This window comes from Streptomyces sp. NPDC002328, assembly GCF_042890065.1.
Lineage (GTDB): Bacteria > Actinomycetota > Actinomycetes > Streptomycetales > Streptomycetaceae > Streptomyces.
The window spans coordinates 318,530-342,619 of record NZ_JBIARQ010000006.1 but is presented as its reverse complement, the minus strand read 5'-3'; the positions used below and the strand labels follow the sequence as shown (position 1 = coordinate 342,619).

General features: G+C 71.9%; 17 protein-coding genes. 7 read left to right on the top strand and 10 right to left on the bottom strand.

Features of this window, described 5'->3' with window-relative positions; all coding sequences use genetic code 11:
- Positions 1-13 precede the first annotated feature (13 nt).
- On the bottom strand, positions 14-3,142 hold the full coding sequence (locus ACFYX4_RS18965; protein ID WP_389333946.1) for an FG-GAP repeat domain-containing protein: 3,129 nt from the start codon (positions 3,140-3,142) through the stop codon (positions 14-16).
- A gap of 303 nt (positions 3,143-3,445) precedes the next feature.
- Here ACFYX4_RS18965 and ACFYX4_RS18960 point away from each other — a divergent pair, with 303 nt between their 5' ends.
- Positions 3,446-4,789, top strand: coding sequence for a polysaccharide lyase family 1 protein (locus ACFYX4_RS18960; protein WP_389333943.1), 1,344 nt, complete (start codon positions 3,446-3,448; stop codon positions 4,787-4,789).
- A gap of 64 nt (positions 4,790-4,853) precedes the next feature.
- Here the strand turns inward: ACFYX4_RS18960 and ACFYX4_RS18955 are convergent, their stop codons facing one another.
- The 3 genes from ACFYX4_RS18955 to ACFYX4_RS18945 form a co-directional block, all read right to left on the bottom strand.
- Positions 4,854-5,219, bottom strand: a complete 366-nt coding sequence (locus ACFYX4_RS18955) for a PH domain-containing protein (protein WP_389333940.1) — start codon at positions 5,217-5,219, stop codon at positions 4,854-4,856.
- A gap of 263 nt (positions 5,220-5,482) precedes the next feature.
- Positions 5,483-6,094: a Uma2 family endonuclease gene (locus ACFYX4_RS18950; RefSeq protein ID WP_389333937.1), complete on the bottom strand. Its 612-nt coding sequence runs from the start codon at positions 6,092-6,094 to the stop codon at positions 5,483-5,485.
- A gap of 49 nt (positions 6,095-6,143) precedes the next feature.
- Positions 6,144-7,010: a helix-turn-helix domain-containing protein gene (locus ACFYX4_RS18945; protein WP_389333934.1), complete on the bottom strand. Its 867-nt coding sequence runs from the start codon at positions 7,008-7,010 to the stop codon at positions 6,144-6,146.
- Positions 7,011-7,414: 404 nt separating this feature from the next.
- Between ACFYX4_RS18945 and ACFYX4_RS18940 the strand changes: the two genes are divergently transcribed.
- Both ACFYX4_RS18940 and ACFYX4_RS18935 read left to right on the top strand, forming a co-directional pair.
- Positions 7,415-8,290 (top strand): helix-turn-helix transcriptional regulator, encoded by an 876-nt coding sequence (locus tag ACFYX4_RS18940; RefSeq protein WP_389333931.1) that lies wholly within the window; start codon positions 7,415-7,417, stop codon positions 8,288-8,290.
- Positions 8,287-8,529, top strand: a complete 243-nt coding sequence (locus ACFYX4_RS18935; RefSeq protein WP_389333929.1) for a DUF397 domain-containing protein — start codon at positions 8,287-8,289, stop codon at positions 8,527-8,529. Before ACFYX4_RS18940 ends, ACFYX4_RS18935 begins: the two co-directional genes overlap by 4 nt.
- On the opposite strand, the gene metG (ACFYX4_RS18930) is transcribed toward ACFYX4_RS18935, so the two are convergent.
- From metG (ACFYX4_RS18930) to ACFYX4_RS18920, 3 genes are all read right to left on the bottom strand, one after another.
- Positions 8,492-10,117, bottom strand: a complete 1,626-nt coding sequence (metG, locus tag ACFYX4_RS18930) for a methionine--tRNA ligase (protein WP_389333926.1) — start codon at positions 10,115-10,117, stop codon at positions 8,492-8,494. The genes ACFYX4_RS18935 and metG (ACFYX4_RS18930) overlap by 38 nt on opposite strands.
- The gene (gene metG / locus ACFYX4_RS18925; RefSeq protein ID WP_389333923.1) at positions 10,114-11,844 is read right to left on the bottom strand and encodes a methionine--tRNA ligase; all 1,731 of its coding nucleotides are present in this window, start codon (positions 11,842-11,844) and stop codon (positions 10,114-10,116) included. The genes metG (ACFYX4_RS18930) and metG (ACFYX4_RS18925) overlap by 4 nt, the downstream gene beginning before the upstream one ends.
- Positions 11,845-11,991: 147 nt before the next feature.
- The gene (locus tag ACFYX4_RS18920) at positions 11,992-13,731 is read right to left on the bottom strand and encodes a VWA domain-containing protein (RefSeq protein ID WP_389333920.1); all 1,740 of its coding nucleotides are present in this window, start codon (positions 13,729-13,731) and stop codon (positions 11,992-11,994) included.
- A 470-nt stretch (positions 13,732-14,201) separates the two neighbouring features.
- On the opposite strand from ACFYX4_RS18920, the gene ACFYX4_RS18915 reads away from it, so the two are divergent.
- The gene (locus ACFYX4_RS18915) at positions 14,202-16,280 is read left to right on the top strand and encodes a PhoX family protein (protein ID WP_389333917.1); all 2,079 of its coding nucleotides are present in this window, start codon (positions 14,202-14,204) and stop codon (positions 16,278-16,280) included.
- Between the two features lie 14 nt (positions 16,281-16,294).
- On the opposite strand, the gene ACFYX4_RS18910 is transcribed toward ACFYX4_RS18915, so the two are convergent.
- From ACFYX4_RS18910 to ACFYX4_RS18900, 3 genes are all read right to left on the bottom strand, one after another.
- Positions 16,295-17,326, bottom strand: a complete 1,032-nt coding sequence (locus ACFYX4_RS18910; protein ID WP_389333914.1) for an endonuclease/exonuclease/phosphatase family protein — start codon at positions 17,324-17,326, stop codon at positions 16,295-16,297.
- A gap of 10 nt (positions 17,327-17,336) precedes the next feature.
- Positions 17,337-18,245 carry a hypothetical protein gene (locus ACFYX4_RS18905; protein ID WP_389334220.1) on the bottom strand — a complete coding sequence of 303 codons (909 nt, stop codon included), beginning with the start codon at positions 18,243-18,245 and terminating at the stop codon, positions 17,337-17,339.
- 432 nt (positions 18,246-18,677) lie between these two features.
- Positions 18,678-19,145: a hypothetical protein gene (locus ACFYX4_RS18900; protein ID WP_389333911.1), complete on the bottom strand. Its 468-nt coding sequence runs from the start codon at positions 19,143-19,145 to the stop codon at positions 18,678-18,680.
- A gap of 135 nt (positions 19,146-19,280) precedes the next feature.
- On the opposite strand from ACFYX4_RS18900, the gene ACFYX4_RS18895 reads away from it, so the two are divergent.
- The 3 genes from ACFYX4_RS18895 to ACFYX4_RS18885 all read left to right on the top strand — a co-directional run bounded on the left by ACFYX4_RS18895 (position 19,281) and on the right by ACFYX4_RS18885 (position 24,063).
- Complete coding sequence (locus ACFYX4_RS18895) at positions 19,281-20,465, top strand: PP2C family protein-serine/threonine phosphatase (protein ID WP_389333908.1); 1,185 nt, start codon at positions 19,281-19,283, stop codon at positions 20,463-20,465.
- Positions 20,466-20,619: 154 nt separating this feature from the next.
- Positions 20,620-22,119: a hypothetical protein gene (locus ACFYX4_RS18890; RefSeq protein ID WP_389333905.1), complete on the top strand. Its 1,500-nt coding sequence runs from the start codon at positions 20,620-20,622 to the stop codon at positions 22,117-22,119.
- A gap of 588 nt (positions 22,120-22,707) precedes the next feature.
- Positions 22,708-24,063, top strand: coding sequence for a helix-turn-helix domain-containing protein (locus ACFYX4_RS18885; RefSeq protein WP_389333902.1), 1,356 nt, complete (start codon positions 22,708-22,710; stop codon positions 24,061-24,063).
- Positions 24,064-24,090: the final 27 nt, after the last annotated feature.

The following is a 24,090-nucleotide window of genomic DNA, read 5'->3' as shown; positions in this document are numbered from 1 at the left end:
CCCTCGTCGGCGGCTAGAGCAGGGCCCGGTATCCGCCCCAGCCCTTCGCGATCAGCGTCCGGGGGAGGAACGAGCCCTTGCCGTCGCCGTAGTGGCGATACAGGCTGCCGGCCGTGTCGCGGGCGACGATGTCGTTCCTGCCGTCACGGTTGATGTCGCCGACGCCGACCACCGCGTTGTACGACCCGCCCCAGCCGGCGGCCAGCTTCACCGCCCCGGAGAAGGTCCCCTTGCCGGTGCCGAGGTAGCGGAACAGGTTGTTCGCCTTGTCCTGCGCCAGGAGGTCGCCGACGCCGTCGCCGTTGAGGTCCCCGACGCCGACGATCTTCTTGTACGCCTTCCAGTTGGCGTAGAGCTGCACCCGCGCGGACAGAGTGCCGGTGCTCGTGCCCTTGTAGAGGTACACCGCGCCCGTGGCGGTGTTGCGGGCGATCAGGTCGGGACGGCCGTCCCTGGTGACGTCGCCGGGGGCGGTCAGCACGTCGTACTGGTTCCAGCCGCTCGCACCGAGGGCGGTGTACGGCGTGGACGGCGTCAGAGTCGTCCGACACCTCGGCTTGTAGAGGCGCAGGGCCCCGTTGCCCAGCCGGACCAGCATGTCGTTGCAGCGGTCGCCGCTCAGGTCGCCGACCGGCAGCGCCGTGAGCGTCCTGGCCCAGCCCGTGCTGGTGTCCTCGACGGCGAACGTCCCGGAGCCCCTGCCCGTGTGGAGGGTCAGGCCGCCCGAGGCGTTGAGGGTGTGCAGGTCGCCGATGCCGTCGGGTCTGCCGTGGTCGTGGCGCACCGGCGAGCCTTCCCCGAGGAAGCCGCTGCCGCCGCTCACCGCGGTGGGGGTGGCGGAGCCGAGGCCGGTCACGGTCAGGGTCCACTGGTACAAGCCGTTGGGGAAGCGGACCCCGTTCGCGGTCAGCCCGTTCCACCGCGCTTCGACGGACGCCTTCGCCGCGCCGCCGGTGAGCGTGCGGGTGCCCTTGCCGGTCGGGCCGCTCTGCACCGAGGTGAGGGTGAGGGACCAGGAGCTGACCGGGCGGGACAGCTGCCAGCTGGAGATCCAGTAGTCGGCGGAGCCGAGGGGCGCGAGGGCGTCCCAGTTCCGCTCGAACACGGTCGGCGCCGACGGGGCCACCCCGGTGGTGGTGACGCGGACGCGCTCGTGGAGGTCGGTCCAGGCGACCAGCCCGGTGTACTCGTCCACCGTCCACCGGTACCGGCGGTCGGCGGCCAGGCCCGTCTCCGGGACGTGCGAGACGATCACACGGGTCGCGCCGGTGGCCGCCTCGGTCAGGACGAGCTCGTTCGTCGTGTGGTCGTGGCGGACGGTGAAGCCGTCGCCGAGCAGGACGTCGCCGGGGGTGACGGGGACCGCCGTGCGGGCCCTGGTGTCGTAGACACCGGCCGAGGCCGTGCCGCAGGCCCAGTACAGCCAGCGGCCGGCCGCCTGGAGCTCGGTCGGGACGCAGGAAGCGCCGGGCAGGGTGACCGTGGCGAGCGTCTTCTCCTCTCCGAGGCTGTAGGAGGTGACCTGGCCGGTGACGCCGGTGGCGCTCCAGAGGGTGGGGCCGTTCACGGCGGCGGCGCGGACCGTGCGCTTCAGGCGCAGGCTCTGGTTGAGCTCCGTGACGTACTGGGCGGGGGCGGAGCCGCCGGATTCGTAGATGACGTAGTCGTCGGAGACGTCGACGATGCGGCCGCCCCGGGTGCCGAACTCCACCGGGGCGGAGCGGGTGGCGGCCACCCGGTCCGGCGGCGCCTCCCCGTCCGTGCGGGCGTTGAGGTAGACGTCGTCCGGTGCGTCGTCCGAGTTGCCCCACAGCATCGCGCACGCGGCGCCGGCGTACGGGCAGGAGGCGTAGACCGGCTCGGCCGCCGTGGCCGCGGACGCGGTCAGGTTCGTACCGCCGTCGGCGGTGAGCGTGCGTACGGAGGTGACGTGGTCGGTGGGGTCGGTGCTCGCCGGGTCGTCCGACGCCACGCGCAGGCTGCCGCGGCTGAGGGCGAGGCCGGTCTTGGCGTGCTCCGGGGCCGGGACCTGGAAGAGCTTCGTCAGCTGCGGTGTGCCGTCGTCGGCGAGGCTCACTCGCTGCGTCCACCAGTCGTCGGCGCCGGTGCCCCCGCTGACGAGGGCGTCGTCGCCGGATGCGGGCAGCGTGTGGTCTCCCGCAGAGGTCAGCAGGTCCTGCGAGGAGCCGTCGGTGAGCGACAGGGCCGTCAGCCGGTTCGTCCCGGAGCGGGTCTCGACCGGCAGCAGCAGGCGGTCGCCGACGAGGACCGGGGCGCTGTCCGGGCGGCCCGGGTACGGCACGCTGTCCGACCGCACCGGGTACGGCACCGAGAACGTCTGCGCGTCGGCGGCCGGGTCGGTGCGGGACTTCAGATGCAGCTCGTCGGTGGAGTCGTCGTACCAGCCGAACCGGTCGTCGCTCAGCACGAGGTACTGGGTGGAGATGGAGCCGAACGCCAGGGTGGAGACGGCCGTCTCCAGGTCGACGTAGTAGACGGCGCTGTCGCGCTGGACCAGCACGCCCCGTGCGTCGGCGGCGCCCACCGAATCCTCACCGACGGTCACCCGGTCGCCGGTGACCGTGCGCTCGCGCCGCTCGCCGCCCGGGAAGTCGACGAGGGTCCGGGCGGTGACGACCGTCTCCCCGGCGAGCGCGCGGTAGGCGTGGCCGGAGGAGACCGTGGACGTCTGCTGCGTCGCCGGGTTCCACAGGGTGACGGACGTGGCGGCCGACGCACCCGGCAGGGCGACGAGGTCGCCGTCCGAGCCGTACCAGGCGGGCCGGCACCTGGCGGTCACGGTGGCGCAGGGCGCGGCGGGTGTGTAGACGCCGTCCGCCGTCTCCACGGTGACCGTCGCGCCGGTGGCGTAGTCCGTCCACTGGAGTCCGGCGACGCCGCCCTGCCGGTGGAGATAGCCGGTCCTGCCGGCGACGAGTGGCCGCTCGGTGCGCGGTGTCCCGGAGACCGGATCGGCGAGTGTGATCCCGGCGGTGCCCGCGGCGACAGTGGTCGTGGCGGTGCCGTTGGTCGCGTGGGCCGCGTCGCCGCTGCCCGTTCCTGCGACGGCGGTCGTGATCGCGACCGCGAGTGCGGAGAGCACGGCGGTCGGACCGCCGGGTCTCCGGGCGTTTCTGCCCACGTGCTGTTTCCCTCCCCGCGAGAGCCCCCGCTCTCGCACAAGCGCACAAGTGAGCGGACTTTAGCAGTGCTTTGCCGACTCTTCGCAGGTAGGGGGCTTGTACGGGGTCCGCACGAAGCACCGGGAGCGCGGACGGAGAAGAGGACGGAGAGGAGGGCGGAGAAGCGGGCGGAGTGGCGGGCAGAGAAGCGGGCGGAGTGGCGGGCGGAGTGGCGGGCGAAAAAATTCTGACCCTTCGGCAACTCTTCTCACAGCGGCGGCCACTGACAGGGCGTAAACCCGTTCCTCTCGTAAGGATCCCCTGTGGCAGCTCCCTCCCACCGCCGGTCCCTCCGTAAGCGCCGTGCGCTCGTCGTCTCCGCCGCCGTCGTGGCCGCCGGGGTCGGCGCCGGTGTCGTCGTGATGAACGCGAACGCCGGGACCGTCGACCTGTACCACCAGACGCTCGCCGCCAAGGACGGCTGGGCGTCCTCCGGGACGGGGACGACCGGTGGCAGCAAGGCCGACGCCGCGCACACCTTCACCGTGTCCACCCGCGCCGAGCTCGTGAAGGCGCTCGGGTCGGCGTCCGACACCACGCCCCGGATCATCAAGGTCAAGGGCACGATCGACGCCAACACCGACGACGCCGGCAAGAAGCTGACCTGCGCCGACTACGCGTCCGGCACCGGCTACTCGCTCTCCGCCTACCTCAAGGCCTTCGACCCCGCCACCTACGGCCGCTCCAAGCTGCCCTCCGGCGCGCAGGAGAAGGCGCGCGCCGCCGCGCAGGCCAAGCAGGCGAAGAACGTCGTCTTCAAGGTGCCCGCCAACACCACCCTCGTGGGCGTGCCCGGCACCAAGGCCGGGATCACCGGGGCCATGGTGCAGATCCAGAACGTGGACAACGTCATCGTCCGCAACCTCACCTTCGCCGCGACCGAGGACTGCTTCCCGCAGTGGGACCCGACCGACGGCGACGACGGCAACTGGAACTCCAACTACGACTCGGTCACCCTGCGCGGCGCGACCCATGTGTGGGCGGACCACAACACGTTCACCGACGCCCCGCACTTCGACACCGCGAACCCGAAGTACTTCGGCCGCGAGTACCAGATCCACGACGGCGCGCTCGACATCACCAAGGGCTCCGACCTGGTGACCGTCTCGCGCAACCAGTTCACCAACCACGACAAGACGATGCTGATCGGCAGCAGCGACACCGACAGCGTCGGCAAGCTCCGCGTCTCCATCCACCACAACGTGTGGAAGGGCATCATCCAGCGCGCCCCGCTGGCCCGTATCGGCCAGATCCACATCTACAACAACTTCTACGACGTGACGACCCTCAACGGGTACGCCCCGCAGTACAGCATCAACTCCCGTGCCAAGGCGCAGGTCGTCGCCGAGCACAACGCCTGGAAGCTGCCCTCGGGCGGCAAGGCCGCCAAGCTCCTCAGCGGTGACGGCACCGGCTCGGTCGCGGGCTCCGGCAACCTCGTCAACGGCACGGCGACCGATCTCGTCGCCGCCTACAACGCCGCCTCGTCGAAGAAGCTGAAGACGACGGTCAACTGGACCCCGGCCCTGACGGCCGGCCTGGAGACCTCGGCGAAGAACCTGCCGACGTCGCTGGCGACGACGACGGGCGCGGGCGTGCTCAAGTAGCACACGAGACGCGCGAGGGCCGGGTGACCACGAGCCCCCGGCCCTCGCGTCCACCAGCGGTGGCCTACTTGGCCACGAACTGGGTGAGGATCGCCTGCACCTCGTAGATGTCCACGTCCTTGGTGAACGACTTCCGGATCGGCATCGGCGTGCCCGACACCCAGATCTTCAGCTCGGCGTCGAGGTCGAGCGTGCCGGCGGTCTCGACCGCGAAGTGGGTGATGCTGCGGTACGGGATCGAGTGGTACTCCACTTTCTTCCCGGTGATCCCCTGCTTGTCGACCAGCAGCAGCCGCCGGTCGGTGAGGAGGATCGTGTCGCGGATCAGCAGATACGCGGCATGCACCCGCTCCCCCTGGCCCAGCAGCCGCGCGTACTCCTGCTGGGCCGTCGCCGTGTCGATGGTGTGCGCGTTGCCGAACAGCGCCATGCGGGCCTCCCTGCCTGGTCGATCGTGTGGTCGATGTCGCAGTGGGGGACGCCGGGGAACGGCCGCAGGTTGCGCGCGACATGAGCTCACGCGTGCCGCATGACCTCGTTCTCCGCCGCCAGAAGCCAGTGGCAGTGAGGTTGGCGCTGCCCGGCAGCGCTGTGTGCCGGTCGGCGGCGATCAGCTTCGCGTGCAGGACACCCGAGGAACCGGCCCGATGCCAGACATGTACTTGGCCGGGAAGGCGCCCCATGCCCCATGCGTCACTTGGGGCCGTCAGTTGTGCTCCCGTAGCGCGGCAGGCCCTGTGTGGAGATCGTCCAGTCGCCGATGGTGACGTCCTCGTCGTAGACGAAGTCCTTGCGGGCCGCGTAGCGGGGGCCGTCGGGGGTGGGATGGATGTCGGACAGTACGGCGCCCTCGCCCGTGTGTGGATCGAAGATCGCGTAGACAGGGATGCCGATGAGGGGGTAGTCGCGCATCTTGCTCACCCAGTCGTTGTCCGGGTTGGAGCGGGAGACGACCTCGATGGCGGCGATCAGGGCGCGAGGGTCGAAGGAGCCCGGCACGTCCATGTCCGTCCAGGCGATCACCATCAGGTCGGGTCGGCGCATGATGCCCTCGACCTCGTCCTCGACGTCGGGCTCGCCGGTGTGGGCCACCAGCTCTTCCGGCATCACCTTTTCGAGGCGCTTCCGGAGGTGCGCGGTGGTCAGCTCGTGCGGACCGACGGGCGCCATCATGTCGTGAACGATCCCTTCCCGGGTGACTTCGAACTTCCCGGGCACCGTGTCGTCCGTGGACCGAACGAAGTCGCGCATGGCCCGGTACCGGTGGGAGGCGCCCTGCTGCGCGTTCTCCGAGGCGATGGTCATGGCGTTCGCTCCTCGTCTGGGCCCAGGGGCAAGGATCGTCGCCTTCATGCTATGTGCCCCCCGGGTCATCGGACCGGCAGTCGCGGCAGCGGCCGGGGGCTGGGGCGCGGAAGGGGCGGTCGCAGCCGTCGCAGGTCTGGAAGGGGTGCCTGGGTTCCGGGAGCGGCGGGGCCGGGGGCCGGTACGGGGGCAGGGGCGGTAGCTGTGCGGTCAGGCGGTGGGCCAGGAAGGCGGCCGGGCGGATCAGGGGTTCCAGGGGCAGGTCATCGGACAGGGCACGGCTCACTGCTGCGGGGGTGAGGTCGCGTTCCAGCCAGGCGGCGACACCGGGGGCGAGGTGTTCGGCGTCGGTGGCGGAGAGGAGAAGGCGGGGGTCGCGGCGGCGGAGGCCGGCGAGGACGTCGACGGCCGCCTGGAGGAGGCCGGGGGCGGTGCACGCGGGCTGGGGTACGGCGGGGAGGCGCTTGCGTGGAGGTGGCTTGTCCGGGGCTGGGCGTCGGGCGGGCCTGGGGGAGGCGTCGGTCCCGGTGGTCCGGTGTCCGGGCCTGTTGCAGGAGACCGTGCGGGTGACGACCCGGCCGGTGGGGAGGCGTTCACGGCTGCGGCGCAGGTAGCCGTGGGTTTCGAGTTCGCGCAGGGCGGCGGCGATACGGGTGGGGCCCTCGGGGAAGCGGTTGGCGAGGGTCTTGATGTCGACGGCGGTGCCCGGTCGCACGGACTGGATGTAGCAACCGAGCCCGATGGCGAGCAGCGACAGGTGCTCGTGCTGGGCGAGGTGGTTGCCGATCACCGTGAAGTTCTCGGTGTGGCGGGCGTTGTCGTGGACCACGCCGGAAACAGGCCGCGCGTGAGGGTGGTTCTTGCCCGGGAAACGGGACTCGGCGGGCGCGGGCGCGCTAGGGTTTTGGGTATCCATCCGGAAGGGTTCGCTTCCTCGGTGGTCAGGCCCTCGCAGGGATCGCTACTCCCGGCGGGGGCCGTCGCATGTCTGGGGTCGTGCTCTGTCGCGCTGAGCGTAAGGCAAGCAACCGGTGCCGAATCCAGTCCAGTTGGGCATATTCACTCGGCGGAGTGAGTTTGCCCGGCCGGGAGGGAGGGGTGGGGCTTGGTGGGGTTGTTTCTCCCCAGTGGTCCTTACTTAGGGAGCGCAGGTCGGACCGGGTTACGGGCCGTCAGGCTTCGGTGATCCCGTGCAGAAAAAGCGAGTTCGGCCGAGAGCGCGTGGGGACGGGCCGGATGTGCTTACCGTGGAGAGTGACGGCTCTGTTGCTCACGGTGACTTCGGCCGGAACCAGGCGGCGGGACTACGAAGGGGCGCGCATGTCGGTCGACGGCGAGGTACGGCGGCTCAGGACCGAGGCGGACGAGCCGGGGTGGGAGGTGGATCCGGACGACGAGTGGGGCGTGGCCGTCGTCGCCACCGTGGGACGGCAGTTGAAGCTGCGGCGCGAGGCGAAGGGGATGCGGGCCGCGGACTTCGGGGACGCGGTGGGGTACGGCGAGGACCTGGTCTACAAGATCGAGAGCGGGCAACGGATCCCCAGGCCCGAGTATCTCGACAAGGCGGACGTGGTCTTGGACGCGGGCGGGCTGCTCTCGGCGATGAAGGCGGACGTGGAGAAGGTCCGATACCCGAAGAAGGTACGGGCCTTGGCGGAGATGGAGGCCAAGGCGGTCGAGATCGGGGTGTACGAGTGCAACATCATCGCCGGGTTGTTGCAGACGCCGGGCCACGCGCGATCCGTGATCGCGGCGGCGCAACCGCCGTACTCGCCGGACGATGTGGAGCGCATGGTGGCGGCACGCGTGTCCCGGCAGTCTGTCTTCGAACGCGATCCGGCACCGGCGCTCAGCTTCGTCCTGGAAGAAGCAGCGCTACGGCGTCCCATCGGAGGCACAATGGTGTGGCACCGCCAGCTCGAACGGCTGCTGGAGGTAGCCCGGTTGCACAACGTCGTGCTCCAGGTGATGCCGATGAACTGTGACACCCATTCAGGTCTGGACGGGCGCATCGAACTGCTGAAGTTCGCGGACGGTACGGCGGTGGGCCGCTCCGACGGTGCGTTCAACGGTCGGCCGACCCACGATCCCAAGCGCCTGCGCATCCTTGAGTTGCGGTATGGCACTATCCGGGCTCAGGCACTCTCGCCCCGGGAGTCACTGGCCTTCATCGAGCAGCTGCTGGGAGAAACATGATCCGCAAGAGCCCTGTCGGGGACGCCTCCGAACTGGCGTGGTTCAAGAGCAGTCACAGCGGCGGCAACGACGGCAACTCCTGCGTCGAGATCGCCGCTTCCCCCGCCACTGTCCACGTCCGTGACTCCAAGTACCGGCACGCCGGCCCCCGCCTCGCGATGGGGCCGCGGGCGTGGGCCGACTTCGTGGCGTATGCGTCGGCTAGTCCAGGCGGGGAAACAGGATCGCGCCCTTGGTGATCGGTGTGCCGGCGGGGAGGCGGCCCCAGGTGGCTGCCTCCTGGACGCGTTGCTCGGAGAGTGCGCCGAGGGCTGCCTCGGCTCCCAGGGAGTCCCAGAGCTTCCGGGAGGTGTCCGGCATGACCGGGTGGAGGAGGACGGCGATCGCGCGGAGCGACTCCGCCGCCGTGTAGAGGATCGTGGCGAGGCGGGCCCGGCCCTCGGGCGACTCGTCCTTCGCGATCTTCCACGGCTGCTGTTCCGAGAGGTAGCCGTTGACCTGCCTGACGAAGTCGAAGACGGTCAGGATGCCGCCCTGGAAGTCGAGATCGCCGCCGATGCGGCGGTCGGCCTCGGTGACCGTCCGGGCCAGGGAGGCGTGCAGGGCCTTCTCGGCGGGGCCGTCGGCCGTGGACGGGGGCAGGACGCCGTCGAAGTACTTGCCGACCATGGCCGCCACCCGGGAGGCGAGGTTGCCGTAGCCGTTGGCGAGCTCGCTGGTGTAGCGGGCGGAGAAGTCCTCCCAGGAGAACGAGCCGTCCTGGCCGAAGGCGATCGCGCGCAGGAAGTACCAGCGGTAGGCGTCCACGCCGAAGTGCGAGGTCAGGTCCTGCGGCTTGATGCCGGTCAGGTTGGACTTCGACATCTTCTCGCCGCCGACCATCAGCCAGCCGTTCGCGGCGATCCTCCTGGGCAGCGGCAGCCCCTGCGCCATCAGCATCGCGGGCCAGATCACCGCGTGGAAGCGGAGGATGTCCTTGCCGACCAGGTGCACGTCGGCGGGGAACGTCGCCTCGAACTTCTCCCGGTTCTCGTTGTAGCCGACCGCCGTGGCGTAGTTCAGCAGCGCGTCCACCCACACGTAGATCACGTGCTTCGGGTCCCAGGGCACCGGGACGCCCCAGTCGAAGGTCGAGCGGGAGATCGAGAGGTCCTGGAGCCCTTGCCGGACGAAGTTCACGACCTCGTTGCGCGCGGACTCGGGCTGGATGAAGCCGGGGTCTGCCTCGTAGTGCGCGAGGAGCCGCTCCCCGTACTCGCTCAGCTTGAAGAAGTAGTTCTCCTCGCTGAGGATCTCGACGGGCCTGCGGTGGATCGGGCAGAGCTGCTGACCGGCGAACTCGCCTTCGCCGTCGAGGAGTTCGCCGGGGAGTTTGTACTCCTCGCAGCCGACGCAGTACGGCCCCTCGTAGCCGCCTTTGTAGATCTCGCCCCGGTCGTACAGGTCCTGCACGAACTCCTGGACGCGGTCGGTGTGCCGCTGCTGCGTGGTGCGGATGAAGTCGTCGTTCGCGATCTCCAGGTGCTCCCACAGGGGGCGCCAGGACTCGTCGACGAGCTTGTCCGCCCACTGCCGCGGGCTGACGCCGTTCGCCTCGGCGGTGCGCAGGATCTTCTGGCCGTGCTCGTCCGTGCCGGTCAGGAACCACACCCGCTCGCCGCGCTGGCGGTGCCAGCGGGCGAGCACGTCACCGGCGACGGTGGTGTAGGCGTGGCCGAGGTGCGGGGCGTCGTTGACGTAGTAGATCGGGGTGGTGACGTAGTACGTCCTGGACGCGCGGGCCGGCGTCCCCGGCCCGGACTCGTGGCGCGCCCCCGACTCCGTCATGCCTCCTGGCCTCCGAAGCGCTCCTTGTACGCGTCGAGGTCGTCGTCCGTGAGCTTGGCGAAGAGGACCGGCGGGACCGTGAAGGGCGTGCCGGCCGGGACGGAGGCGAGGGCACGGGCCTCGTCCGCGGTGACCCAGGTCGCCGTGTCGTCGGCCAGCGCGAACGCCTGGCGCATGGCGGCCGACGTGGACGGGATGAACGGCTCGGAGACCACCGCGTAGAGGTGGATCAAGTTCATCGCCGTGCGCAGGGTGAGGGCCGCGCCGTCCTGGTCGGTCTTGATCTCCAGCCAGGGGGCCTTCTCCTCCAGGTAGGAGTTGCCCGCGGACCACAGCGCGCGCAGGGCGGCGGCGGCCTTGCGGAACTGGAGGGCCTCCATCTGGGACTCGTACTCGGCGAGGAGTTCGGCGATCTGCGTGCCGAGCTTCGCCTCCGCCTCGCCCGCCTCGCGGCCCGCCGGGACCTCGTCCCCGAAGCGCTTCTTCGAGAAGGACAGGACGCGGTTGACGAAGTTGCCGAGGGTGTCGGCCAGGTCCTTGTTCACCGTGGCCGTGAAGTGCTCCCAGGTGAAGGAGGAGTCGTCCGACTCGGGGGCGTTGGCGATGAGGAAGTAACGCCAGTAGTCGGCCGGGAGGATCTCCAGGGCCTGGTCGGTGAAGACGCCGCGCTTCTGGGAGGTGGAGAACTTCCCGCCGTAGTACGTCAGCCAGTTGAAGGCCTTGACGTAGTCGACCTTCTTCCACGGCTCGCGCACGCCCAGCTCGGTGGCGGGGAACATCACCGTGTGGAAGGGGACGTTGTCCTTCGCCATGAACTCCGTGTAGCGGACGGGGTTCTCGCCGGCGTCCGCCTCGTACCACCACGACTTCCAGTCGCGGACCTCGCCGTCGGGGGCCTGGTCCGCCCACTCCTTCGTCGCGCCGATGTACTCGATCGGGGCGTCGAACCAGACGTAGAAGACCTTGCCCTCGGCCGCGAGCTCCGGCCAGGTGTCGGCCGGGACCGGGACGCCCCAGTCCAGGTCACGGGTGATCGCACGGTCGTGCAGGCCCTCGTTCAGCCACTTGCGGGCGATGGAGGAGGCCAGCTGCGGCCAGTCGTCCTCGTGGCGGGAGACCCACTCCTCGACCTCGTGCTGGAGCTTCGACTGGAGCAGGAACAGGTGCTTGGTCTCGCGGACCTCCAGGTCCGTCGAGCCCGAGATCGCCGAGCGCGGGTCGAGGAGGTCCGTCGGGTCGAGGACCCGGGTGCAGTTCTCGCACTGGTCGCCGCGGGCCTTGTCGTAGCCGCAGTGGGGGCAGGTGCCCTCGACGTAGCGGTCCGGGAGGAAACGGCCGTCCGTCGGGCTGTACACCTGGCGGATCGCCCGCTCCTCGATGAAGCCGTTCTCCTGGAGGCGGCGGGCGAAGTGCTGGGTGATCTCGACGTTCTGCGGGGAGGAGCTCCGGCCGAAGTAGTCGAACGCGAGTGCGAAACCGTCGTAGACGGCCTTCTGGGCGTCGTGCGCCTGCGCGCAGAACTCGTCCACCGGCAGGCCCTGCTCCTTGGCCGCGAGCTCGGCGGGGGTGCCGTGCTCGTCCGTCGCGCAGATGTAGAGGACGTCGTGGCCGCGCTGGCGGAGGTACCGGGAGTACACGTCCGCCGGGAGCATGGACCCCACCATGTTGCCCAGGTGCTTGATCCCGTTGATGTACGGAAGGGCGCTGGTGATGAGGTGTCGAGCCATCTCGGGCTGCTCCCAGGTTGCTATGTACGGAACCTTGAAATCGTAGCCGACATGGGTGTGCCGCCCGCTTCTTGTTTTACGCATTGAGAGGTGCGCGGTGAGAAGCGGGCGGCGGGGTGGGGTTGTGCGCGGTGGGTGCGCGGTGGGTCAGGGGCGCCAGGTGGCCAGTACGCCCTCGTAGAGCTCGGTGTCCGTGAGCTCCAGGGGGGTGGGGCCGGCGTGGAAGAACGACGTGTTGTCGGTCTTCAGCTTGCGGAGGTAGTCGAAGGCCTTGTTGTCGTGCTCGCCGAAGGCGACGAAGGAGAAGAAGAGGGTGGGGTGGTTCTTCGCGGCGTCGGTGAGGGACTGGGTGGCGGGGGTCTTGGCGTCGGGGGCGCCGTCGGTCTGGAAGACGACGAGGGCGGGGACGCCGGTGGGCTTGCCGTGCTTCTCGTGGTGGGCCACGACGGCTTCGACGGCGGCGTGGTAGCTGGTACGGCCCATGCGGCCGAGGCCGGCGTGGAGGTCGTCGACCTTGTTCTCGGGGTCGGTGAGGGTGAGGTCGGCGGTGCCGTCGAGCTCGGTGGAGAAGAAGACGACGTGGACGGACTTGCCTTCGGCGAGGTGGGCTGCGAGGGCGAGGGTCTGGTCGGCCAGGGCCTGTACTGAGCCGTCCTTGTAATACGCGCGCATGGACGCGGAGCGGTCCAGGACGAGGTAGATGTCGGCGCGGGTGTCGGAGAGGTTCAGTTTCTCGAGGGTGGCTGTGGCTGCGGTGTGGGCGGTGGTGAGGTGGGCTGGGATGGACGTCTGCACGTCCTCGTCTTCGGCCGATGTGTTCCCACCCGCACCGCCCGTGCGGGTTGCGTTGTCGGGTGCGGGCGCCTCGGCGGCGGGCTTGGGCGGGGTTGCGGCCTCGGCGGTCGCCTTGGCGGCGGGCTTGGGCGGCGTTGCGGCCTCGGCGGGCGCCTTGGCGGCGGGCTTGGGCGGGGTTGCGGCCTCGGCGGTCGCCTTGGCGGCGGGCTTGGGCGGCGTTGCGGCCTCGGCTTCGCCTTCGGCCGAGTCGTTCCCACCCGCACCACCCGTGCGGGATTCGTTGTCGGGTGCGGGTGGCCCCTGTGGGGCCGGCTCGCCGTCGGCGTCCGCGGGTGCGGGCGTCTCAGCGGCGGGCGCGGTGGCCTCGGCTGCCGGTTCCGTCTCGGGCTCCGGTTCCGGGGTCGCCGTCTCGGCGGTGGTCGGCTCGGGCTCGGGCTCCACAGCCGTCGGCTCGGGCACCTCCGCAGCTGCGGGCTCGGACGCCTCGACCGTCGTCGCCTCAGCCTCAGCCTCAGCCGCCTCCGGCTCAGGATCTGCCGTCACCGGCTCAGCCTCGGCCCCAGCCGGCTCGGTCACCTCTGCCGTCGCCGTCGGTTCGTCGGTCGTCGTCGGCTCGGGCGCCTCCGCTGCCGCCGGCTCAGCTTCTGCCGTCGCCGGCTCGGGCACCTCCGCCGTCACCGGCTCAGAGACCTCCGCCGCCTTCGGCTCGGACTCCTTCGCAGCCACCGGCTCAACCTCAGCCGTCACCGGCTCAGAGACCTCCGCCGCCTTCGGCTCGGACTCCTTCGCAGCCACCGGCTCAACCTCAGCCGTCACCGGCTCAGGCACCTCGGCCGCCGTCGGCTCGGGCGCCTCCGCAACTGCGGGCTCGGACGCCTCGTCGGTCGTCGACTCAGGCTCCTTCGCAGCCACCGGCTCAGCCTCGGCCGCCGCCGACTCGGGTGCCTTCGCCGTCACCGGCTCGGCCTCCGCCGCCACCGGCTCAGCCTGCGCAGCCGCCAGCTCCGCTTCCGCCGTCGCCGGCTCAGCCTGCGCAGCCCCCGGCTCCTCGGCCGACGGCGTCGGGGAGTCCGCCTGCTTCGGGACTGTCACGTTGTTGAAGGCTGCTGCGACCAGGTCGTGTTCGTCCGTCGTCGGGGTGCGGGGTTCGGGGACCTGAGCCGCGGGTGTGGGGGTGGGTGTGGGCTCCGTGAGGGGTTCTTGCGTCGGTGCTCCTTGTGAAGGAATCCGTTCCGCACCCTCTGCCTCGGCGGCACGTTCCTTGCGTGACCGGCCGAACGCGTTCCGCAGGAGGTTGAGAATGCCCATATGCGCAACCCTTCACTGAGTTGAAGCCCGTCAATCCCTGGCCAGGACGGACACGTAAGGTTAGCGGCCCCTGGTGGTGATCTTGGGTAGGGGTGAGCAGGCGCGGAGCGGGCGTGTCAATGCCGCCTCGGCTTCGTCTCAACACCTCTGCGGATTCCGGGGATTCACCTTTCGTTCACCCAGCGTCAGCGCTTCCGCACGGACGCACCCCTACCGTCACGCTCACACCACGGGCACGCAAGGGGAGAGTAAAGGTGCGCAAGCTGCTGCCGCTGATCGGAACGCCGTCCCATTCGCACAACGGCGGACGTTCCGCCATGACCTGCCGTTTCCGGTGTGGTGACGCCTGCTTCCAGGAGGTGCCCAACACCAGCGGCAACGAGTACGTCGGCGACGTCATCGCGGGGGCGCTGAGCCGTCGGTCGATGATGCGCGCCGCCGCCGTCGTCACCGTCGCGGGCGCCGCCGGTGCCGCGGGCGTCGCGGGGGCGCCGTCCGCCGATGCCGCCGTCGCCGAGGGCAAGGAGAAGGAGAAGAAACCCAAATCCGGGAAAGCTGCTCGCGGGCTTCGCTACAGCTCCGTCGCGCCGAACACCGTCGACGCCGTCGTCGTCCCGGACGGGTACCGGCAGAACGTCGTGATCCGCTGGGGTGAGCCCATCCTGCGCGGTGCGCCCGCCTTCGACTCGGAGAAGCAGACCGCGACGGCGCAGGCCGGGCAGTTCGGGTACAACTGCGACTTCCTCGCGCTGCTGCCGCTGCACGGTGAGCGGGGCCGGCAACTGCTCGTCGCCAACCACGAGTACACCGACGAGATCCTCATGTTCCGCGGCTACGACGCCGCGAACCCGACCCGTGAGCAGGTCGAGATCGCCTGGGCCGCCCACGGGCTGTCCGCCGTCGTGGTCGAGGAGGACCGGTGCACCGGCCGGCTCGCCGCCGTCCCCCGGCACCCGCTCAACCGCCGCGTCACCGCCACCACCGAGTTCCGGATCACCGGCCCCGCCGCCGGGTCCGCGCTGCTGAAGACCTCCGCCGACCCGACGGGCACCAAGGCCCTCGGCACGCTCAACAACTGCTCCGGCGGCACCACGCCCTGGGGCACCACGCTCCACGGCGAGGAGAACTTCAACCAGTACTTCGCCAACAGCAGCCGCGCCACCGACAAGCGGTACGGCATCGGCACCGGGGCCACCGAGCGCAAGTGGGAACGGTTCGACAAGCGCTTCGACGTCGCCCAGGAGCCGAACGAGGTCCACCGGTTCGGCTACGTGGTCGAGTTCGACCCGTACGACCCGTCCTCGACGCCCCGCAAGCACACCGCGCTCGGCCGCTTCAAGCACGAGGCCGCGACGATCCGGCTCACGGACGACCAGCGGCCCGTCGTGTACTCCGGGGACGACGAACGGTTCGACTACTTCTACAAGTTCGTCAGCAGCAAGCGGATGCGCAAGGGCGGCTCGCGCGCCGTGCGCGAGCACAACCTGTCGCTGCTCGACGAGGGGACGCTGTACGTCGCCAGGCTGACCGGCGACTCCCCCGCGATCGAGATCGACGGCACGGGGAAGCTGCCGGCCGACGGGGAGTTCGACGGCAGCGGCGAGTGGATCCCGCTGGCCACCGCGACCGCCGAGGGCGCCGTCTCGCACGTGGACGGGATGACGGCGGAGGAGGTCTTCGTCTTCACCCGGCTCGCCGGGGACAAGGTGGGCGCGACGAAGATGGACCGGCCCGAGGACATCGAGCCGAGCCCGGTGAGCGGCAAGGTGTACGTCGCGCTGACCAACAACAGCAACCGCGGCGTCGGGGCCAACGCCAAGGCGGACGAGGCCAATCCGCGCAACGCCAACAAGCACGGGCACGTGCTGGAGCTGACCGAGCGGCGCAACCGCGCGGAGTCCACGCGGTTCGCCTGGTCACTGTTCCTCGTCGCCGGCGACCCGGAGGACCCGGCCACGTACTTCGCCGGGTTCCCGAAGGACGCCGTCAGCCCGATCTCCTGCCCGGACAACGTCGCCTTCGACCCGCACGGCAACCTGTGGATCTCCACGGACGGGGCGCAGTTGGGGTCGCACGACGGGCTGTTCGGGGTCGCGACCAAGGGCTCGCGGCGGGGGGAGCTGAAGCAGTTCCTGACCGTGCCGAACGGGGCCGAGACATGCGGGCCGATCATTCAGGAGCGGCGGGTCGTGGTGGCCGTGCAGCACCCCGGTGAGCTGGACGGGGCGTCGGTCGAGAACCCCAAGAGCGTCTGGCCGGACGGGGCGGGGAAGATCGTGCGGCCGTCGGTGGTGGCGGTCTGGCGGGCGGACGGGGAGGACGTGGGCGTGTAGGGGGCGCTCACCGGCTAGCGGCGGGCGTGCAGGGTCACGTCCGCCAGGAGGGCTCTGTGGTCCGTGTCCGGGAGGTCCAGGAAGCGGGTGCGGGCGGCGGAGAAGTGGGGGGAGAGGAGGACGTGGTCGATCTGGGTGCCCAGGACGGGGGTGGTCGAGGTCGGCCAGGAGGGCTCCCGTGAGGCGCCGGTCAGGCGGGTCGCGTCGCGCAGGCCGGTGTCGAGGACGCGGCGGAAGGCCGCGTGGTCCTGGGAGGCGTTGAAGTCGCCGGCCAGGATGAGCGGGCCGTCGTCGACGTGGGCGGCGGCGAAGTCGCGGAGGCGGTCCAGTTCGCGTTTCCAGTCCCGTACCCGGACGGTCGTCGGCGGCATGGGGTGCGCCAGTTGGAGGCGTACGGGCCGGCCGCCGACGTCGGCCACGGCGCTGGGCATGCCCATGGTGGCGGGCACGCCGGGGGCGGCCGTCAGGGGGTAGCGGCTGAGGATGACCGAGCCGGTGGAGGAGCCGCCCTCCACGGCCTCGCGGTACGGGTGGCTGTCGCCCAGTTCCCGTTTCACCGCCGCTTGGCAGACGTACTCGCACTCCGCCACGAACACCACGTCCGGCTTCTCGTGGCGGACGGCGGCGATCAGCGGCTCGGTCGCCCAGCCGAACTCGACGTTGGACGTCAGCACCCGCAGCCGCGCCACCGCCGGCCCGTCGGGGTCCCCGCTTCCGCCGCCCTCGCCGTACGGCTGGACGAACCAGGCGAGCAGGCCCAGCAGGACCGTGCCCCACACCAGCCCCGCCCACCAGCGGGCGAGGAGGGTCAGCAGCAGGGCCGCGCCGGTGGGCACGAGCAGCCACGGCAGGAAGGCGAGCAGTTGCGGCACGGGGGTGATCGCGTCGGTGTCGGCGGCCCGGCAGCCGACGACCACGCTCACCCCGGCGAGCAGCAGCCCCGCCGCCCAGTGGGCCGACAGCCGTATCCGGAGCCTTCGTCGGGACGTCTCGGCGGTGCTGTCGGGCGGACTCGTCGTCGGTCGCCGGACGGACTGGTCGGTCACGGCGTCGAGCCTACGAGCCGACGGCGTCCCCCCGCACCTGTGCCGGCTGCTGCCGGGGCGGCGGCGCGGGGGGCGTCCGGCGCCGGCGGGTGCGCTGGGCGAGCCAGGTGGCCGCCGCCGCTGTCAGACCCAGCGTCAGGAGCAGCCAGGACGCCGTGCGCAGGGTGGCGGTGAGGGCGTCGTAGACGGCGGCCGCGGCGGGGCGGTGGGCATGGTCGGGGAGGTCGGCGAGGGTGAGGTGGCGGCCGATGAGGACCGCGAGGCCGAGGAAGGCCCCGCCCAGGGCCGTGCCGAGGGCGGTCGCCGTGAGCGCGCGGCGGCGGCAGGCGGCCAGGGCGATGCCGGCGGCGGCGAGGACGACGGCCGACAGCGGCAGCCAGAAGGCGGCGACGTCGAGCACGTGGTAGCCCTTCCGCAGCGTGACCAGCTCATGTGCCGGGAGCAGTGCCACCCGGGCGTGCGTGACGGGGATCCGGTCGGCGAACGGGGCCCGCTCGGCGGCCAGTTGGCGTTTGATGCCGACGACCACGGGGGCCAGGTCGACGGTGACGTCGTCGGCGCGGTCGTCGCGCAGCGCCGCCATGACGGCCTGGTGCGCGGCCTCGTTGCCCGCGTCCCACGCGGTGGAGAAGGCGCGGGTGTGGGTGAAGGAGCGCACGGCGTCGTGCACGAAGGGCTTCACCTCGGGGTGCAGCGGGCTGCGGCCGAGGGCCGCCTCGCGCAGGATGCCGTCGCCGACCGTCTCCGCGACCGCGTCGCGGACGGCCGGGTCCGAGGCCAGGGGCGCCATGGTGGTGACGTAGCGCCGGGTGTCGGTGAGGTCGTGGGCGGCCCAGACGGCCAGCGCGCCGCAGGGCAGCAGGAGGCAGGACAGGGCGATCAGGACGGCCGAGGCGGCGGTCCGCAGGCGGCGGGCCACGGCGTCGGCGCGGGTGCGAGCGCCGGCGGCGCCGGTGCCGTTTCCGGTGCCCGAGCCCCTGCCCGTGCCGGTTCCGGTGATGGTCGAGGCCACGATTCCACCCCCGTTTCCAGGCGGTTCCGGTAGGTCTCCGGAGCTTTCCGGCGGATGCCCGGAGCTTCCGGTAGGTCTCCAGGCAAGAGCGCGCGAGCGCGGGGCGCGAGCGGGGTACGGCCACCTGGGTGGCGGGCGGTGGCGGGCGGTGGCGGGCGGTGGCGGTGCGGCCGTCGGGGCTTCCGGTGGAGGGTTCACCCGAACGGGTGTCTCATGGATCTGGGGGGATCCGGGGGCGAAGCCTCGTCGGGCGGCGGGAGCGGATCCTGCCCGTCCGGTGAGTGGAGGGATGAGGGAACGCGTGGGCCCCGGCGGAACCCGCCGGGGCCCACGTGCGTGTCAGCCGATGTGGTGGCCCTCCGCGTCCTCGTGCGTGTAGTAGCGGTAGAACAGCACCGCGAAGAAGCCCGCCGCGACCGCGAGCGAGACGCCCGCGGAGTACAGCACGCTGCAACCGGCCTGGTTGACCAGGAAGCCCATCGCGCAGCCGGCGAACGCCGCCCACAGCAGCGCGTGCACCTCGCGCCGCATGCGCGAGGCGAGAGCGCGGACGCCGGCGTACAGCGCGATGAACACGATGGCCGTCACGAAGCCGAACAGGATGTTCCAGCCGGTGATCGGCCCGCCGCTGCGCTGGTTGGCGGCGGCCCAGTAGCCGTAGACGAGCCCGATCGAGACGGGCACCGCCCACTTGGCGATCAGATGGGTGCGCGCGCCGAAGACGTCGGGCAGGGCGGTGGTGCCGGTGCCGGTCCCGGGCCCGATGGGCGTGCGGGGCATGCCCGACGCGGGTGCCGCATGAGCCATGAGAGCTCTCCTCTCTCTCCGCCCCCGGTTTCCAGGGCACACCTGGGTGGGGTGCGGTGGCAAGTCGGCTGCGCGGGAAGGGCTTCGGGCGGGTGCCCGGATGCGAGCGGGTCCGGCGCGTGTTTCGCTGAAGCGGTGAGCGACCGCGGGCCTCAGGGGCCGCTCGATGGCGGCCCGCGGGCCCGGCGTCGGGATCTCCTCCAGCGCCACCAGTTGCTGCGGATCCGGGGACGCAGCGTGACCTGGCTCGTGCCGCTGCTCACCCTCGTCGTCATCGCCTTCGTCGACTACAACACCACCGGCGAGTTCCGGATCGTCTCCTGGTGCGTGTTCGTCGCCGCGATCGCCGCCGCGCTGTGCGGGGTGTGGACGACGGCGCTGTTCGCGGTGCTCGCGCTGCTCACCTACCTCGGCGCGGACGCCGCCTGGCCGGGGCAGTACCGGGCGGGGCCGGCCGACTTCGTGCTCGTCCTCGTCGGCGGCGTCCTGTCCGTGCTCGCCGCCTCGGTGCGGGTGCGCGGGGAGCGGCGGATGCTGCACATGCGGCACATCGCCGAGACCACCCGCCGCACGGTGCTGCGGCCCCTGCCGCCCGGCTGGGGCGGCCTCGACCACGCCGAGGTCTATCTCGCCGCCGACGCCGACGCCCGCGTGGGCGGCGACTTCTACGACATCCAGCCCGGCCCGCACGGCACCCGCGTCCTCCTCGGCGACGTGCAGGGCAAGGGGCTGGGCGCGGTGGAGGCGGCGGCCGCGCTGCTGGGGACGTTCCGGGAGGCCGGGTACCACGAGCCGGAACTCGCGACCGTCGCCGACCGGCTGGAGACCCGGATGCGGCGTCATCGCGGCCACACCGTCGCCCTCGGCCGCGACGACGGCGACCGCTTCGCCACCGCCGTGCTGCTGGGCTTCCCCGAGGGCGAGGAGGGGGTCGTGGACGTCGTCGACTTCGGGCACGAGCCGCCGCTCGCGGTCGGGCCGGGCGGGGTGCGGATCCTGCCGCTGGCGGAGGGGCTTCCGCTCGGCCTCGCCGAGCTGACCGCGGACGGGCCGCCGCCGGTGCTGCGCACCGCGCTCGCGCCCGAGGAGACGCTGCTGCTGGTCACGGACGGGGTCACCGAGGCCCGGGACGGGGGCGGCGCGTTCTATCCGCTCGCCGAGGATCTCGCCGGCGCGCTCGCCCGCGATCCGCGCACCGCGGATCCCGGCCGCCTGGTCGCCCTCGTCCGGGACCGGACGCTGCGCCACTGCAAGGGGAGGCTCGCCGACGACACGACGGTGTTCGCGGTGCGGCGGGGGTGGGGGCGGGGGAGGGAGTAGTCGGTGGTGGGGTGGGGGCGGTGGTGGGCTGGGGATGGGTGGGGGTCGGTGGGGGCGACGAACGCCCCGTACGGGGACGTTTGCTGTCCTGAGGCCCTTCTTTGCAGGCGCAGCGGTTACCGTGCTGACGTACGTGATCGACAGGGGAGGGACCATGCCCGGAGCCGTGCTGCTGCTCGCGGCCTCGCCGGTGGGCAAGGGGCGTCTGGTGGACGCGGCCTCCGTGCTTCCCGTGCTCGCGGCCGTGCCGCCGGCCGTGCTGGCCGGCACCGAGACCGCGAACGTCGTCGAGCTCGCCGATCCGCTGGAGCCGCAGGCCGTCCTCACCCGGCTGCGGGCGGCGGCGGCCTCGCCGGGGCCGTTGACGCTGTTCCTCACCGGGCAGCTCCAGCTCGACCGGCGTCAGCGGCTGCCCCATCTCGCGCTGGCCCGGACGACGCCGGCGACCGTGCGGTACACGGCGTTCCCCTGGCACTGGTTCCGTGAGGAGCTGCGGCTGCGGGCGGCCGGGACGACGACGGTCGTGCTCGATCTGCACGCGGACGCGGAGAGCTGGGCGTGGCTGCGGGGCAACGCGCTGGACTGCGGGCCGGCGGTCGCCGTGCACGGGCGGGTGGCCCCGCCGCCCGGCCGACGGAGGGTGGCCGTGCCGTCGTACATGAGGGCGGTGGCCACGGTGTTGCGGAGCGGGGAGCGGCCGGCGTTGGAGCGGCTGCACCAGATGGCGCTGGCCCGGATCGCGGGGGAGGGGGAGGTGGGGGATCTCGTGCTGTCCGGGGTTTCGGGCGTCTCCGGTGCCTTCGGTGTTTCTGGTGTCTCCGGTGTTTCTGGTGTCTCCGGTGTTTCTGGTGTCTCCGGGGTTTCTGGTGTCTCCGGGGTTTCTGGTGTCCCTGGGGTTCCGGGCGTCTCCGGGGCCTCTGGTGTCGCCGGGGTTCCGGGCGTCTCCGGGGCCTCTGGTGTCGCCGGGGTTCCGGGCGTCTCCGGGGCCTCTGGTGTCCCCGGGGTTCCGGGCGTCTCCGGGGTTTCCGGCGTCCCCGGGGTTCCGGGCGTCTCCAAGGTTTCCGGTGTCCCCGGGGTTTCGGGCATCTCCGGTGTCGCCCGTGTCCCCGGGGTCTCCGGTGTCGCCAAGGGTGGGTTCGCCCCCGCCGCCCTCACCCTTCCCGTCCCCGGGGGCTACCGCCCCCAGGCCCCCGCTGCTCCGGTCCCCGAGCCGCGGGGGCTGGACGCGGATCCGCACATCGCCATCGCCGACGCCGTCCAGTCGGGGCGGCACGCGGACGCGGACGCGCTCGCCGCCCGCTGGGAGCAGGCCGCCGCGGTCGCGCACGGGGCGGGGTCGGAGGAGGCGCTGCACTGGACCGAGGTGCGGGCCGATCTGGCGATGTTCGCGGGGGACGCGGAGCGCAGCTGCCGTGCGTGGATGGCGGTGGCCGGCGCACGGCTCGCCGCCGGGCAGGCGCCGGACGCGCCCCCGGTGGAGGCGGCCGTGGACCGGGCGCACCACCAGTGGGGACGCATCCCCGACATGGCCCGCGCCCGCGAACTGGGCCCGCCGCTGGCAGACCTGCGCACCCGGGTCCCGGGCCGCCGCGAGGGCGCCCTGAACCACGTCCACCGACAACTGAGACAGCTGCAACTCCAGACCCAGGGGTGAGCCGGCGGCGCAGGGGCCGCGGGAGGGGTGCGCGACCCGGCGTCGACGGAGTGCCGCGGCGTCCGCCCTTTCGAACACACCCGCACGCTCGGCTTCGCTCAGCGGAGGCGGGGGGCGGGGGCGGGGGCTCCATCGCCCCGGCGGCATGTGTGCCCGCGGCTCGTAGCCAAGGGTCAGTCGACCGCGTTTCCAGACGCAGGGGTGAGGCGCGGGTGGGGTGTGCGGCCCGGCCCCGACGGGGCTCCATCGCGGCGGCGGCATGCGTGCTTGCGGGGCTCGATGTCGAGGGTCAGTCGGTTGTGTGTTGCGGGGTCGGGATGGTGAGGTGGGGTGGGTGGGGTTCCGCTGCTCTGGTGGGGCCCGCGTTGGCTGCCAGGATCAGGGTCGTCACCGCTATCACCGCGGCGGCGAGGCCCCTGGTGAAACGCCCGGTGGTGTTGGTGCGTTCGAGCACGGCGACCTCGCAGGAGCGGCGGGAGCTACAAGAGCGGGGAGAGTGTTAAGCGTCGTCCGTACGGATGCTTAACCCGCCGTTTAACCTAGGCGTTGGAGGAGCCGAACGGCAAGAGGCGGCAGGGGAGTTGGGCGATGTCGGACCGCGACGATCCCGGTGTCATCGGGCGCAGGGTGCAGCAGCTCCGGGTCGAACGCGGGCTGACGCAGAAGCAGTTGGCGGAGCCGGCGTACACGCCCGCCTACATCTCCACGCTGGAGTCCGGCCGCGTGCGGCCCTCCGACGATGCGCTCAGGCATCTCGCCGAGCGGCTCGGCGTCGGCTTCGACGAGCTCGCGACGGGGCGTTCGGCCCGCCTGGTGACCGAGTTGCGGCTGCGCCTCACGGGCGCGCAGCGCACCCTCGCCACGGGCGCGACCGACTCCGCCACCGACGCCGCCGCCGAGGCGTTCGCGTCGGTGCTGGCCGAGGCGGAGGAGAACGGGCTGACGGCGGAACAGGCCGCCGCCCTCCTCGGACTCGGCGAGTGCGGCCTCGTCACGGGTGAACTGGAGCTCGGGCGGCGGTACTTCGAGCGCGCCGAGCGGGCCCTCGCCGACGCGCCGCTGCCCGCCCGCGTCCCCGCCCTCCGCGGGCGCGCCGTCTCCCACTACCTGGGCGGTGAACTCCGTTACGCCGTCTACCTGTTGGAGTCCACCCTCGACGAGCTCAACCGGGGCGGACTGCACGACCCCGACGCCCTGCTCCTCCTCTACGCCAGCGTCATCGGCCCCTACATGGACATGGGCGCCCAGGCCCGCGCCGCCCAGGCCGCCGAGCTGGCCCTCGCGCTCGCCCCGCAGGCCGGCGATCCGGAGCTGGTCGCCCGTATGCACCGCTCCGTCGCCCGTACGCTCCTCGCCGAGGGCCGCGTCGCCGAGGCCGACGCCTCCCTCGCCAAGGCGGCCGAGCTGTACCGGCAGCTCCAGATCCGCACCGAGCTCGCCAACTGCCACTGGATGCGCGGCTATGTGTGCGCGCAGAACGGCGAACTGGAGCGCGCGGAGAGCGAGTTGAGGCTCGCCCTCGACATGCTCGCCGCCAAGCGGGCCGCCCTCTACTCCAGTCAGGTCGCCGTCGAGCTGGCCGACGTGCTGCACCGGCGCGGCAAGTCGGAGGAGGCCGCCTCGCTGCTGCACGGCGTGCTCAGCGACTTCACCGCCGAACGCGGCGCCCTGCACTCGGCCGCCGCCCACCGCCTGCTCGGCATCATCGCCGAGGACGCCCGCGACACCGACGCCGCCGAGGAGCACTACGTCCGCGCCCTCAGCCTCCTGGAACGCGCCGGCGCGGCCGGCGACCTCGCCGACCTGTGCCGGCTCCTCGGCGATCTGCTGCGGCGCACGGGACGGGTCGAGGCAGCGCTCGACGCCTACCGCACGGGACTGGGCCACCGTACGGCCCCGGGCACCACGACCCTCGGCCCCGCGCCCGCCCAGCCACCCCTCTAGACCACGCCCACGAAACGGCACGCCTTA

Excerpts from the sequence above, each read along its gene's own strand:
- ACFYX4_RS18950 (WP_389333937.1), bottom strand. The coding sequence starts at position 6,094 with ATGACCATCGCCTCGGAGAACGCGCAGCAGGGCGCCTCCCACCGGTAC.
- ACFYX4_RS18955 (WP_389333940.1), bottom strand. The coding sequence starts at position 5,219 with ATGGCGCTGTTCGGCAACGCGCACACCATCGACACGGCGACGGCCCAG.
- metG (WP_389333926.1), bottom strand. The coding sequence starts at position 10,117 with ATGACGGAGTCGGGGGCGCGCCACGAGTCCGGGCCGGGGACGCCGGCC.
- ACFYX4_RS18890 (WP_389333905.1), top strand. The coding sequence starts at position 20,620 with ATGCCCGGAGCCGTGCTGCTGCTCGCGGCCTCGCCGGTGGGCAAGGGG.
- ACFYX4_RS18900 (WP_389333911.1), bottom strand. The coding sequence starts at position 19,145 with ATGGCTCATGCGGCACCCGCGTCGGGCATGCCCCGCACGCCCATCGGG.
- ACFYX4_RS18945 (WP_389333934.1), bottom strand. The coding sequence starts at position 7,010 with ATGGATACCCAAAACCCTAGCGCGCCCGCGCCCGCCGAGTCCCGTTTC.
- metG (WP_389333923.1), bottom strand. The coding sequence starts at position 11,844 with ATGGCTCGACACCTCATCACCAGCGCCCTTCCGTACATCAACGGGATC.
- ACFYX4_RS18940 (WP_389333931.1), top strand. The coding sequence starts at position 7,415 with ATGTCGGTCGACGGCGAGGTACGGCGGCTCAGGACCGAGGCGGACGAG.
- ACFYX4_RS18885 (WP_389333902.1), top strand. The coding sequence starts at position 22,708 with ATGTCGGACCGCGACGATCCCGGTGTCATCGGGCGCAGGGTGCAGCAG.
- ACFYX4_RS18935 (WP_389333929.1), top strand. The coding sequence starts at position 8,287 with ATGATCCGCAAGAGCCCTGTCGGGGACGCCTCCGAACTGGCGTGGTTC.